At 45.2% G+C, this 15,756-nt stretch carries 2 protein-coding genes; both read left to right on the forward strand.

Annotation, left to right across the window (positions count from 1 at the left end; all coding sequences use genetic code 11):
• Positions 1 to 11: 11 nt before the first annotated feature.
• Positions 12 to 1,199, forward strand: a complete 1,188-nt coding sequence (locus N477_RS17160; RefSeq protein ID WP_081216560.1) for a TIGR03032 family protein — start codon at positions 12 to 14, stop codon at positions 1,197 to 1,199.
• A complete protein-coding gene (locus tag N477_RS17165) occupies positions 1,196 to 15,295 on the forward strand; it encodes a tandem-95 repeat protein (RefSeq protein ID WP_063379456.1) in 14,100 nt (4,699 codons plus the stop codon). The genes N477_RS17160 and N477_RS17165 overlap by 4 nt, the downstream gene beginning before the upstream one ends.
• Positions 15,296 to 15,756: the final 461 nt, after the last annotated feature.

Below are 15,756 nucleotides of genomic sequence, written 5' to 3' on the forward strand. Positions count from 1 at the left end.
GGAGTAAAGGCATGCAAGGGTATCGTGAACAGGGTTATGGAAGTACAGGTGATGAGACAGACCTCGTCAATATTGACTTTGCGAGTGAATATAGTGAGAACTTTCCTAAGATCTTACAAGCTTTAGGGGTTTCACTGGCTGTGTCTAGCTATCAATCACATGCTGTGATGCTGCTTAGAAGCCGAGGAACGGCACTGAATTGCAGTGTAAAAAAGTTTGTCAGGCCAATGGGTGTCTGTGTTAGTGAAGATAGACTTTTAGTCAGTACCGTGAATCGAATTGTGAACTTTAAAGCAAGCAGCATGTCTCGAAAAAGTGTACTTAGCGGTGAAGTGGACAATATTGACACTTTGGCAAGCAAATTACGAGATGAGCAACGCGATACCGATGCATTTAAATCGCTTAGAGCAGAGCAGATCAATGCAATAAAGCAATGTGATGTCTTATTTACAGAGCGCTCTTCTTTAACGACGGGGACGCTCAACACTCACGATATCGCTTGGGGCGATGACGGCTTATGGGTCGTTAACTCAAGCTTTTCTTGTCTTGCGACGCTTTCTTCAGAATCAGGTTTTACACCTCGTTGGAAGCCGCATTTTATCAGCGAGTTAAAACCGCAAGACCGTTGCCATTTAAATGGTATGGCCATGTTAGATGGGCAACCTAAATATGTCACAACGTTCAACACCCAAGATTATCAAGATTCATGGCGAACCGAGCTAAATGGCACGTTAATGGATGTAGAAAAAAATGAAATACTCATTAGTGGACTATCGATGCCGCATTCACCAAGATGCCATGATGAGAAAGTCTACTTATGTAACTCAGGCGAAGGTGAAATACTGTGTTACGACCCAAAAACTTGTGAAAAATTAGTTTTATGCACATTACCTGGCTTTACACGTGGACTGACATTTTATGGTGATTTGATGTTGGTCGCGACCAGTCATGTGCGTTCGTCTACCGTGGTTAATGATATACCTTTAACTAAAGCGCATACCCAAAAAGATACTGTCTGTGGCATATGGATTATTAATAAGCACAACGGTGAGATCCTATCCAAATTGCAGTTTAAAGGCGATGTCAGCCAACTTTACGATCTTTGCATTATTCCCAACTCCACATTTCCTGAAATGATCAGTGGTGATGACGCTATTTCTGCGCATTTATATGAGTTTACGAAGGAGGAATTGAAATGAAAAAACTTGATATGACGACCTCGATATTAGGGGTGATGATCCCATCACTGGTTGCTGCAAATTCTTCTTCAAATATTGCGGATAGTTACTTCTTGCCAAATCACGAAGTGCCATCGCTTAGCTCCATACAAGTTGCAGACAGTATTCATTTTAACAACCAGCAAAGTAATAAACAGGGTGAGGTTTTTGGCATTGCTGAGCATACAAAGCTGCAACCAAATAACCAAGATGATGCAGCATCAGCTACGTTGTCTTTTTTGGCAGCGCAAGGCTTACTTGACAGCCAAGGGATGGGAGCGACTCAAGTTAATGGTGAAGTAAGTATTGCCAAAGAGCTTGCAGCATCTTGCCAAGCCTCTTTTGGTTGTACTACCGCCTATGGTAGTCAAGCCAGTTGTGAAGCTGCGCCTGGGCCTGGTGTATGGTTCCCTGATACCAATGATTGTACCGCAGCAGCCCCTGACCCGGATATTAACTTAAAAGGTAATGGTCAATCAATTACATCTGGCACGACGGCATTAAGTGCAAGCAACCATACTGATTTTGGTTCTCACCAAACAGGTGGCAGCAATTTTACTCGTACGTTTACCATAGAAAATGTTATCGCAGCTTCTACGCTTAATTTGAGCGGCTCTCCATTGGTGAGCATTTCAGCTTCCAGTGACTTTTCAATATCTAGCCAGCCTGGCGCTAGTTCTTTAAATGGGGTAACCAGCACGACATTTGTTGTTCAGCTAGATCCGACCACGGTCGGCTCACCAAATGCAACGGTGACCATCACCAGTAATGATCCCAATGAAGGCACTTATACTTTTAAAGTCGGTGCCACAGTCACTGCGGCCAATACCGCACCTGTGGTAGATTTAGATACAGCAGCCGGTGGTAATAACAGGTCGTCCTCTTTCAGTGAGGGCAGTGGGGGGGTTGGCATTACTAACAGTGCCAGCGTCACAGATGCTGAGTCAGATACCATTAAAACGATTACGGTTTCTCTGACAAATGACCAAGACGGGGCCTCGGAAGGACTGAGTGTCACAGGCGCGGCGCAAAATGCTTTAAATGGGGTATCGGGCAGCTCAGATATCACCCTGCAAGATACCATTTCGATTACAGGGGCGACGGCAACACTTTCCCAAGTACAGACATTTTTAGACGCCATAACCTATAACAATACATCGTCTACACCTAATACAACGGCGAGAACGGTAACGGTCGTCGTCAATGATGGTACTGATAATAGTGTGTCGCGCACCTCAACGGTGAGTGTCGCGAATGTCACTTCGACCACCTCGTCGGGTGCATCGTTCAATACCACAACTGGTGCTAATTTAAACCCCGCGATTTTATTCACCAGTGAAGATGAATCTTTAACCATAGCGCAAACATCACATGCGACAGGATCTACAGCGGATGGTGGCGGTGGCACGGATACCTTGAATGTGTCAGATGGTGTGGATATCAGTGGACTGACGACACTGACAAATTTTGAGACGTTAGAGGCGGCAAACAACGGTAACTTGACCTTAAGTGAGACTCAGCATGAATCGTTTAGCACTATAAATGGTGTGGGTACGAATCAGTTTACTATCTCAAGTGCCAATGGCGATGCAGCTGTGACGGGGGATGCGGACATTGAAACCTATGTGTTAGGTGCTGCCATGACATTCACTTTGGGCAGTGCGTCGCAAAATGTCTCGGGTAGTAGTTCAAATGATGTCATTAATGTCGCAGCGCTTACACCAACAGGCACGCTTGATGCTAGTGGCGGGACAGGAGATACACTGCGTCTATCAAATGGCGCGAATATCGCGGGTGCAACTGTCTCAAATACAGAAATACTGGAATTGAACTCGGGAGCTTCGGTGACCATGACCGAAGCTCAGCATGATAGCTTTAGCTCCATTACGGCAACCGGTACAGATACGATTACCATTTCAGCAGCCACAGATGGGTTAACAGGCAATGCTGCAATAGAGTCATACGTTCTATCCGTCGGGAATACATTTACACTGGGCAGCGCTGGGCAAAACTTAACAGGGAGTGGCAACAACGATACTGTTAATGTGGGGACTCTGACCGCGACAGGCACATTAGCAGGCGGTATTGGTACAGATACGCTTAGTGTCGGAAATGGCGGCAGTATTGCTGGTGCAACCGTTTCGGGTTTTGAAAACCTCACTTTATCAAGTGGCGCATCCGCAACATTTAGTGCTGCACAACTTTCTCAGTTTTCAGGCACAGTCACGGCTGCTGGTACAGAGACTGTCTCTGTGACAGGCGATGGGAATCTGTCAACGGTTGCTGGCATCGAAAACTATACCATTGGCGATGACAGTACAAACACCCGCACGGTAACGGTAGCTGCTGCTGGTCATTCAGTGACTGCGACCAGTGTCACTGATGCAGTGACTTTTGACGTTGGGACATTAACATTTACAGGTACGCTCACAGGGGAAAATACGTCCGCTGATACATTGAGCTTATCCAATGGCGCAGACATTAGCGGCGCGACTATTTCAAATATTACTAATCTTGCCTTGGCAACTGGCGCGTCGGTGACTATGACAGCAGCGCAAAATGAGAACTTTAGTGGCTCAATCACCGCAGGTGGTACAGAAACCATCGTTATCTCAGGTGATGGTGATATAACAACGCTCTCAGGCATAGAAAATTACACAGTAGGGGATGACTCTAGTAATACACGCACGATAAATGTAGGCGCAACAACAAGTGTTTCGGCAACATCGGTGACGGATGCAATTACTTTTAATATTGCAGGACAAAGCTTTTCGGGTTCGTTAACAGGTCAAGCGACTGCTGCCGACATCGTGTCTGCCAGTGATGGTGCAAATACAACAGGTGCAAGTTTTAGTAATGTGGGTACATTGTCATTGGCAAGTGGTGCAACAGTAACGATTGACGTTCAAAATGTTAGTGACTTTTCAACAGCAATAAATGGTGCTGCGGGGACTGAAACGTTAAATTTGGTCAGTGGTGGTACGTTTGACTTTAGTTCGACCAGTGTCTCAAGTATTGAGACCATCTCATTAGGCTCCAATAGCGTCACTTCGGTGACCATTACCGATAACTTTTCTTCAAATGGCGGGACAGTCACCGTTAGTAACTCATCAGGAGCAGCTATTAATGCTGGGGTTACCATTAACGCATCTGCGTTAGCAGGTGATAGCTTGGTGATTTCCGCAACCGATTTAACGGGTAATGATACTTTAACAGGGGGTGACAGCGCCGACACGATAAGACCTGGCTCGGGCACAGATTCAATAACTGGCAATGGTGGTAATGATAACTTTGTCGGTAGTGCCAGCGATTTAAATGGGGATACCATCGCGGACCTTGCTGTGGGCGATATGATCACGGTGACGGGGGTCACTGGATTAACTACGAGCAACGTCAGATTTAATGGTAATGGCACCTTGCAAGTGGACACTGATGCGACAGACTTTGCGGCAGTAGAGATTGCGTTAACCCTGACGAATTCACCAGGCGCAAGTTTAGATTTCACAGTCGCCGATAGCGGCGCGAATACAGTGATCACCTTTATTGCTGCCAACGATGTGCCTGTGTTTAGCTCACTGAATGGGTTGTCTACGTTTACAGAAAATGGCTCGGCGGTTGCCATTGATAGTGATGCGACTGTAGCAGATACGGAATTGGATGCCTTAAATGGGGGCACGGGCAACTACAATGATGCATCTTTAACCATCACCCGAAACGGTGGCGCCAATGCACAAGATGTGTTTGCAAACTTAAGTTTGCTTGGCACGTTAACACAGGGGAGTACCTTTACTTACAATGGCACCAGTGTTGGTACTGTGACGACAAACTCGGCTGGGACGCTTGTTCTGACATTTAATACCAGCGCAACATCGGCCATTGTGGATGGCGTGATCCAATCTATTTCCTATAGCAATACATCTGATGATCCGCCTTCAAGCGTAACGCTTGATTACACATTTAACGATGGTACGGCGAACAGTACAGGCACCAACCAGGCGGTTGTAAATATTACAGCACAGAACGATGCGCCAACTGATATCGCATTATCTGCAACGAGTATCAATCAATCGGCAACGGGGACAAGTGTGAATGTGGGCACGCTGTCGACCACGGATCTTGATAGCGCCAATGTGCATGCATATAGCCTAGTGAATAGTGGCAGTAGTGCCAGCGGTACTTGTACAAGTAATGCCGGAAACAGCAGTTTCCAAATTAGCAGCTCGAATTTACAAACTCAGTCGGCATTAAGTGCAGGGGATTATATTGTTTGTGTACAAACAAATGATGGCACGACAACATTCCAAGAGTCATTTACTATCACTGTGGTAGATAATGTCGCGCCAAACGCCCCTTCCACGCCAGATCTTGATGCAGGTTCAGACACCGGTGGTTCTAATACCGATAATGTCACATCAGATACTACGCCAACATTCAGTGGTACAGCAGAGTCTGGCAGTACGGTAAGGTTGTACAGCGATCAGTCAGGTAGCACTGTGATTGGTAGTGGCACTGCAACCGGTGGTAATTGGCAGATCACCACAAGTGCATTATCAGCAACGACTCATGCCATTACAGCAAAGGCAACGGATGCAAGCAGTAATGAAAGTAGCGCTTCTAGTGCTTTGAATGTGACTATAGATACATCAGCACCAAACGCGCCGAGCACGCCGGACCTGTCAGCCAGTAGTGATTCAGGTACGTCCAACACAGATAATATTACAAACGATACAACGCCAACGATCACGGGCACAGGTACTACAGGTGACACCATTAACTTGTCTTCCAATTTAGACGGTAATATCGGTAGTACAACTGTCTCGGGTGGTGCTTGGAGTATCACATCGTCTACGTTACAAGCGGGCAGCCATACTATTTCAGCGCAGTCTGTTGATAATGCAGGTAATACGGCGAACTCTGCGAGTAATTTATCGCTGACTTTAGACACTCAAGCCCCCAGTGGGCAAAGCGTTGCCTTTGGTGATACTTTATATTCCAATACTGAAAAAACTGCGGCTTCGTTTAGCTTTAGCAGTGCCGAAGTGGGGGCAACCTACAGCTATACCATTTCGAGTAGCAATGGCGGCACATCAGCAACGGGCAATGGCACGGTGACCTCTGCAAGCCAAACCATTTCTAATATAGATTTAAGTGCACTGAACGACGGGACACTCACGCTGTCAGTGACGCTGACAGATACCGCAGGTAACGCAGCCACAGCGGTGACGGCGACGAGTACATTGGATACCAGCGCGCCAAGTGGTCACAGTGTGGCACTCAATGACACCAGCTATAACAGCACAGAAACAGGCAGTGCGAGCTTTAGTTTTAGCAGTGCAGAAGTGGGTGCGAGCTATACCTATACATTAAATAGCAGTAATGGCGGCACGGAAGTGACAGGCAATGGCAATATCACCAGTGCCTCACAAACTGTGAATATTGCAGATATCAGCGGGTTAAATGATGGCACATTAACGCTGTCAGTGACGGTATCTGATGCGGCAGGCAATGCAGCCACAGCGGTAACAGACACTGCAACGCTTGATAAAACCAAGCCGACGGTAACCACTTTCAGTGCATCAGACACTAATCTCAAAGCGGGTGAAACGTCGACGATTTCCATTGTCTTGAGCGAAGCCAGTACGACCTTTACTTCATCAGATATCACCGTATCAGGTGGCTCACTGAGCAACTTCAGTGCGACTTCAAGCACACAATATAGCGTGCTCTTTACACCAACGGCGGATTCAGAGGCCAATGCTACATTAGACATCGCGGCAGATACCTTTAGCGATGCGGCAGGTAATAACAACACCGCAGCAACACAGCTGCCCATAACGGTGGACACCAAAGCCCCAACAGGTCACAGTGTATCACTGGGTGATACCTTATACTCCAACACAGAGAAAACAGCTGCTTCGTTTAGCTTTAGCAGTGCAGAAGTGGGGGCAACCTATAGCTATACCATTTCGAGTAGCAATGGCGGCACATCAGCAACGGGCAATGGCACGGTGACCTCTGCAAGCCAAACCATTTCTAATATAGATTTAAGTGCACTGAACGACGGGACACTCACGCTGTCAGTGACGCTGACAGATACCGCAGGTAATGCTGCATCAGCGGTCACCGCAACCAGTGAGCTGGATACATCTAGCCCATCAGTGACAACATTCAGTGCATCAGACACGGCACTTAAGGTTGGTGAAACTGCGACGGTTACTATTGTCCTGAGTGAGTCGAGTGATAATTTCACCTTAGATGATGTGAGCGTTTCAGGAGGGGCTTTAAGCAACTTTACTGCTACTTCAGGAACACAGTATAGCGTGGTGTTCACGCCGAGTGAAAATTCAGAAGCGGACGCTACGCTTAATATTCTTGCTGACAAGTTTACCGACAGCGCTGGCAACCCAAATACAGCGGCGCAGCAAATCACCTTGAGTGTCGATACCAGTGCGCCGACAGGGCAAGCCGTCAATATAGATCAAGCACTGATCAATAGAGATAATGAGTCGGCTCTGAGTTTTAGTTTAACTGGTCTGGAGAGTTCAGGTACATTTACATACAGCATCACAGATACAAATAATGCTTCGGTGACTGGTAATGGCAATATTACAGCTGCTACCGCGCAAGTATCCGCGATTGATGTGAGTAATCTAGCTGAAGGTACTTTGACGGTATCGGTGACTGTAACAGATGTAGCTGGAAATAGCGCAGATCCGATTTCAGACACTGTTACTAAAAAGTATAACGTGGCGCCGACCCTATCTGGCCAGCCTACAACGTCGATTGCGCAAGACCAAGCTTATAGTTTTACACCCACTTTAGTTGACCCTGATGAGCAAGATACTCACACCTACAGCATCACTAATTTACCTAGTTGGTTGACGTTTAGTACGACGACAGGTGTGCTTTCTGGCACGCCAGCGGATGCTGATGTAGGCGAGTACAATGGCATTGTGATTTCGGTGAATGATGGCACTGATTCAGCGTCATTGGCGAGCTTTAATATTGAAGTGACCAATGTCAATGATGCGCCAAGTGGCACAGCGTTTAATTTTGCCACTCAAGAGGCTGGCACGCTGAGCGTAACTGCGCAAGCGGGCTTACTCAGCACAGCAACTGATGACGATACTGATAACGGAGATACGCTAACTGTAGAACAGGTCGCCGCTCCGTCATTTGGTCAGTTAACACTTAATACAGATGGTAGCTTTACCTATCAGCATGATGGCAGCGAAAACCATACTGATCAATTTACCTATCGTGTTAAAGATGCATCAAACGCGACATCTGATACCTATACGGTGACGATTAATGTCACGCCAGTTGCGGATGCACCAACAGCGGTGAATGACGTGTTGACCGTGATTGAAGATAATGCAGGTAACATTGATTTATTGGCTAACGACAGCGATCCTGAGCAAGATATGGTGGCCTCCTCTGCAACGGTTGTTACGGCACCTAGCAAAGGGCGTGTGAGTCTATTAAATGGCGTTGCGACCTATACACCAAATGCCAATGAAAATGGTGTAGACACCTTCACTTATACTGTCAAAGATGCACAGCAAAACACCTCTAATACGGCGATGGTGACGGTGACTATTACCGCGGATAATGACCTCCCTGTAGCGAAAGAGTTAGTTATCGATACATCTGAGGATACTCATTCAGATCCGCTGCAAGTTCGTGCGCAGACTACGGATATAGAGGATGGTATACCAACAGGAGACTTGGCAATATCGACTCAGCCGAGTAAAGGTAGTGTTGTTATCGACCAACAGCAGGGTACATTTGTTTATCAACCTGCTGCGAATCAAACAGGTACAGATAGCTTTGCTTACACGGTAGCGGATAGCGCAGGGGCTGTATCCGCACCGATGACAATTACCGTGAATATTGGCGCGGTAAACGATAAACCCGTAGCTGTTGCTGATAGTGTCACAACCGATGAGGATGTGAGCACTCTGTTATCGATTTTATCAAACGACAGTGATGTAGAAGATCAAGGTTTCAATGGGGCAAATATCACACTTGAGGATCAAGGTAATGGCACGGGCAGCTATGAAAAAGCCATTGTGACTATCCAAGCTGACGGACAGCTTAATATTGCGCCTGTTGCAAACCAAAATGGCACCTTCACGTTTAACTATACCCTTACTGACAGTGAAGGTTTAACCTCTGATCCTGCCCAAGTAACTGTCACTCTAACCCCAGTGAATGACGCGCCAGTGGCCGTTGATAACACTGCGAGCTTACAAGAAGAGGGCTCATTTGAAGTGAACGTCTTGGGCAATGATACGGACGTAGATGAAAATGACAGCTTTAATCTTGCTAGTGTAACTGTGGTTGATCAGCCTCAATTTGGTCAGGCGGTTGTCAATGCGCAAGGCGGGATAGTGTATACCCCGAACGAGCATTACTTTGGCGATGATACTTTTACGTATACGGTTCAAGATGCAGCGGGCGCAACGTCTAATAAAGCCACGGTGACAATGACGGTGACCCCTGTGAATGATGCACCGATTGCGCAGGCTCAAAACCTGAATTTAGATGAAGATGGCAGTTTACTTGTTACACTCAGTGCGACAGATCAGGAAAATGATACGCTGAGCTACCGTGTTGTCACAGGTGTGTCTAGTGGGACATTGGTGCAGCAATCAGATACAACTTGGTTATATACACCAACATCAAATTTCAACGGGGTAGACACATTCACCTTCGTAGCAAATGATGGTACTGATGACTCTGCGGCAGCAACAGTATCTTTGACAGTCAACGCGGTGAATGACCAACCTACGGTCACAGGGCAAGCTGTTAGCGCAGATGAAGAGACGCAGGTAAATATTACTCTCAGTGCAGAAGATATAGATAACGATAATCTTACTTACCTACTTGTTGGTGAGCCAAGCAATGGTAGCTACTCACTCAATGGCAATGTGTTGAGCTATACAGGTAACTTAGATTACTTTGGAGCGGATAGCTTTACCTTTAAAGTGAACGATGGTCAGGTAGACTCAGAATTAGCGACGGTGAATATCACTGTTAATAATATCAATGATGCGCCAACGATTTCAGGTAGTCCAAGTAACCAAGTTAATGAAGACAGTGCATACAGTTTTGTGCCTACTGCTGAAGATAAAGATGGCGACAATTTAACATTCGCCATTGAAAACTTACCGAGTTGGATGTCCTTCGATAGCACAACGGGTGCAATATCAGGCACACCTGTCAATGCAAATGTTGGCGTATACACAGGCATTGTGATCAGTGTTTCAGATGGTACAGAAACAGTCGCACTCACTGCGTTTAACATTACCGTTGTTAATACCAATGACGCACCAACGATAAGCGGCGCACCTTCAACATCTATTAATGAAGACAGTGCGTATAGCTTTACCCCAAGTGCAACGGATATTGACGGGGATACCTTAACCTTTAGTATTCAAAATGCACCAGCTTGGATTGAGTTTAATACTGCCACAGGAGAAATGACAGGCATACCGCTTGACGCCAATGTTGGTACTGACACTAATATTATTGTTTCTGTCAGCGATGGTCAGGTAAGTGCGTCATTAGCGGCATTTGATATTGTTGTTAATAATACTAATGATGCTCCGACAGCACTTGCACCAAGCTACAGCATTAGCGAGGGAGCAACACTAAATGTAAGCAGTGTTGAAGGCTTGCTAAGCGGTAACTTTGCCCTTGACGATGATTTAGATAGCAATGATGTATTGTCGATTGTTGATTTAACTCAGCCAACGTTTGGCACTTTGAGTGTGAATGCAGATGGCAGCTTTACCTACGCGCATAACGACAGTGAAACGCAAAGTGATAGCTTTACTTATCGACTACAAGACAGCTTTGGTGCTCAATCTACGGTTGTGACTGCAAGTATTGCAATCACGCCAGTGTCAGAGCCTCCTGTTGCTGTAGATGACAATGCGCAAACCAATGAAGATGTGCCAGTGACGGTAAATCTATTGAGCAATGACACGGATCCTGAAGGGGATATTGTGGCCTCTTCTGCTGTTGTCGTCGATCAACCAGCTATTGGCTCTGTATTAATTGAAAATGGAGTGGCGACTTATACACCTAATCAAGATGTAAATGGCACTGATTTATTTACCTATATTGTATCAGACCAAGATTCTAATAATTCAGACAAAGCCACAGTGTCTATCACCATTTCGGCGATAAATGATGTACCACAAATTGAAGACATCACGGTAAACATTGACGAAGATGCTGAGCAAACCAGCATCAACGTCAGGGCCTTTGCAACGGATATTGAAGATGGTATCCCAACTGGCGATATTGCAGTTGTCACTGCGCCACAAAAAGGCAGTGCCGTGTCTAATGATGATACTGGCTCAATTGAGTATACGCCGTTTGAAGACGATGAAGGTACAGACAGCTTCACTTATACAATTGCAGATAGTAACGGAGCTGTTTCTGAGTTGGCCACTGTGTCAATTAATATTGGTGAAATAAATGACGCGCCAATCGCAGCGGATGATAGTGTGACAACGCAAGAAGATACACAGATCACGCTTAATGTCTTATCAAATGATACTGATGTTGAAGACGAAGGGTTTAATGGCGCGAATATTACTTTACAAAATAACGGGGTGTTTGACTTCGCAACCGTGGCTATCTTAACAGATGGTCAATTGCAAATTACTCCGACACAAGACCAAAATGGTCAGTTCAGCTTCACTTATACGTTAAACGACAGTGAAGGGTTGAGCTCCTTACCTGCCACAGTTAATCTGACGATTGAAGCTGTGAATGATGCGCCAGTGGCTATTGATGATATTGCTGCCCTTGAAGAGGAAGGGGCGTTTGCGGTGAATGTACTGGGCAATGATACAGACGTGGATGGTAACAATGAAATAGACCCATCAAGTGTGATAATTGTGAGCTCTCCAGCAAAAGGCCTAGTCAGTATTGATGGGCTTGGTCGAATTGTATACACCGCCAATACCAATGAAGTGGGTAATGATACTTTTACTTACACAGTCAAAGACACCTCAGGCCTAGAGTCCAATGTCGCTACTGTGACAATGACCATAGATAATGTCAACGATGCGCCAGATGCCCAAGATGATAGCTATTCAGAAGAGACCTTTGATGAAGCTACAGGCACATACCGCTTAGCAGTACTTAGCAACGACAGCGATGTGGATACTGGGGATTCATTGACGCTTTTGAGTGCGCAAGCATCAGTTGGTAGTGTAACTGTTGAAGGTAGTGTGCTGGTTTACACGCCTGAAGATACATTCAACGGGGTGGTGATCATTGACTATGTCATTAAGGATGAGGCCGGGGAAATTAGCAGAGCAGTTGCTGAGCTTACTGTGGTCAGGAATGACTCGCAGGGCACCCCACCAACAATTAACGTGCCTGCGGATATCAATGTCAATGCAACAGCTCTATTCACTAAAGTGGAGCTTGGCAATGCAACGGCTACAGACAGTAATGGCAATGTCATTGGCGTTTCACTTGTGGATAACAATGTATTGTTCCCACCAGGTCGACACCTTGCGACATGGCAAGCTCAAGACAGTAACGGTTTGAGCACATTTGCCACACAAAATGTGTTTGTTAATCCACTCGTTTCTTTAGCTAAAGATACACAATTATCCGAAGGTCAGAGCTTTGCATTGGGCGTCTATTTAAATGGTGAAGCCATACAGTACCCTGTACAAATACCTTATACGGTGTCTGGTACGGCAAACAGTTCAGACCATACACTTAGCAGTGGTACGCTTACGATAGCTTCTGGTATTGAGGGCGAGATCACTTTCAGTATTTTCGAAGATGGACTAAGTGAGGGTAACGAATCCATCATAATCACACTTGATGACTCATTGAATCGAGGTGCTAAATTCTCCACCCAAGTGACTATTGTTGAAGAAAATGTCGCGCCTAATATTGTTCTTAGTGCAAGGCAAGACAACGAGTTACGTACGACCGTGACGGCAAGTGAGCAATTGGTAACCGTGTCGGCACAGGTGAGTGATCCGAATATTGGTGATAATGTGCAGTTACAATGGAGTGCACTGGATAATGAACTACAGAACATCAGTACAGTAGAAAATGAATTTATCTTCTCAGCTCAATCTCTTAGCACTGGTATTTATGGGATTTCAATCACCGCGACGGATGATGGTGAGCCAAGCCTCGCTAGTACAGCCCAAATCTATCTAGAGGTCGTGCCTGAGTTAGTTGTTCTGACGGACCAAGATACGGATGGCGATTTAATTCCAGATAATGAGGAGGGCCATTCTGACTCCGATAATGATGGTATTCCAGACTTTCAAGACGCGATCACTGACTGTAACGTTATGCAAGAGCAGGCATTGGAGTCTTCTCAATTTTTGATTGAGGGCGAGCCAGGTGTATGTATTCGTAAAGGTGTAACAATTGCACAGAATTCAACTGGCGGTGTACAGCTCCTACCTGAAGAATTACAGCAAGATGATACCGCTACCAATATAGGGGGGTTATTTGATTTCATCGCTGTTGGTCTTCCGCAAGCGGGTGATAGTTATAGCATTGTTATTCCACAGCGTAACCCGATACCTATCAACGCGGTATATCGAAAATTAATCGGTACTCAATGGGTTGATTTTGTTGTTGATGAGCAAAATAAAATTTATTCCTCACTGGGAGAGCCGGGATATTGTGCCCCTCCAGGAAGTGATGTTTGGCAAGAGGGGCTCACTGAAGGTGATTGGTGTGTCAAACTACAGATTGTAGATGGCGGACCAAATGATGATGATGGCATAGCTAATGGTAGCATCATCGACCCAGGCGGTGTTGCAATTGTCAATAATGGCAACTCTTTACCTGTTGCCGTTGCAGATGAAAAAGTTGTGGGCTCTGGGCAAGCTATTCAGATAGACGTACTTGCAAATGACACAGACGCCGATGGTGATACTTTAACTATCACAAGTGCATCAGTTGATTTTGGTACTGTCGTGATTGAAGACAATAAATTGCTTTATACACCACCTCAAACTTTTGTTGGTACTGCAACGATTCAATACAGTATCACAGACGGGCAAGGCGGAACGGCGAGCAATACGGTCACGGTTAATTTGACTGTGAATTCAGCTCCAACAACGACATTAGATGTAGCGTCGACGACGGATCAAGCGTCAATCATATTAAATGTGTTAGAGAATGATTTTGATGCTGATGGAGATACATTCTCAGTCATTGAAGCAGTCGCACAAAATGGCACCGTCAGTATTAATTCAGATGGCACCATTTCATATACACCTAAATCTGGTTTTGAAGGTGTAGATATCGTTACATACACAGTTTTAGATAGTAAAGGTGCGATTTCCAAGGGAATAGCGCAAGTTACCGTTACAGCTTACAAAGCTGTTGCAATTGAAAATACGTCATCAGGCAGCCTAGGAGGGGGACTTATTTTGATACTTTCAGCATTATTAGTACGTAGACGCAAATCGGTATTACCAAGTTTTGCACTGGCCTCTTTAAGTTGTATTTTACCTTCTACTGCTTATGCGGATGGTTGGGTTTTAAAAGGCACACTTGGACAAGCACATGCTGCGGAGCGAGTAGATAATAATTCTGGCCTGCAAATCAAAAATATAGATAACACCAGTGAATCATGGTCCGTAAGTAGCTATTATGAGTTGCTACCAAATTGGCATGTCGGGATCGGGTATGTTGATTTAGGGCAAGGGCGGGTTGACTTTGAGGGGGAGAGTTTATCGCCAGCAGAGTCACATCTAGCTGTTTCTCGGATTGCACCAGTATTGCCTGAAGGCTTTACACTACAAGTAAATTATGACCTATATCGTTGGCAAAAATTAACAGCAGAGGTCTTCGTTGGTGTGTTCGACTGGGAGTATAAAATTACCAGTACACGAGATGAGCGTTTTTTACAAACTTATGAGGCTGCTGAAACAAATGCCTTTATGGGCGCTGAGCTGGGTTATCAGTTAAGTGAACGTGTAGAGTTAGGCGTCCAGTATCGGTATTTTGATATAAGCGAGAATAATATAAATGAGGTGTCAATGCTGATGTCTGTGAGGTTTTAACATTTATTGGGTTTTGCAAGGGCTGTTTAATTAACGGCTCTTGCGCATAAGTTTATCTTCCAGAGTCTTTTTTTAGCTCCATTAAGTATGCAATGATGAATACAAAGAGCTTTTTAGAAACATTTAATTACTAACTCTCCACTAAAGTTGAGCTTAGAGTATACGACCTCTTAGCTCTTCAGCTAACTCGCAAAGGGAAAAGCAAGCTTAGTTTTGAGGTGTTTTGCTAAGCAGTCATTAAATTAACTCACTGTTCCCATCTTTTTGAGCTTTCAAAGTGTTTTGTTAACCCAACAAATATGTATGAATAATACGTTTTTTACTTCTGTATGTATGATTTGTTGGTCTGAAATTTAATATCTGCACTAAGCCACTTACCCTTTCACTGAAATTTTAGTTAACGTGCGTAAGCTTTTACCAAGGTAGCATTTAAGCGTTGAGGAATAGCCTATTGAAGTAAC

Origin of the sequence: Pseudoalteromonas luteoviolacea H33-S (assembly GCF_001625695.1) — a bacterium.
GTDB lineage: Bacteria > Pseudomonadota > Gammaproteobacteria > Enterobacterales > Alteromonadaceae > Pseudoalteromonas > Pseudoalteromonas luteoviolacea_B.

Coding starts and splice junctions, on each gene's coding strand:
- N477_RS17160 (WP_081216560.1), top strand. CDS start 12: ATGCAAGGGTATCGTGAACAGGGTTATGGAAGTACAGGTGATGAGACA.
- N477_RS17165 (WP_063379456.1), top strand. CDS start 1,196: ATGAAAAAACTTGATATGACGACCTCGATATTAGGGGTGATGATCCCA.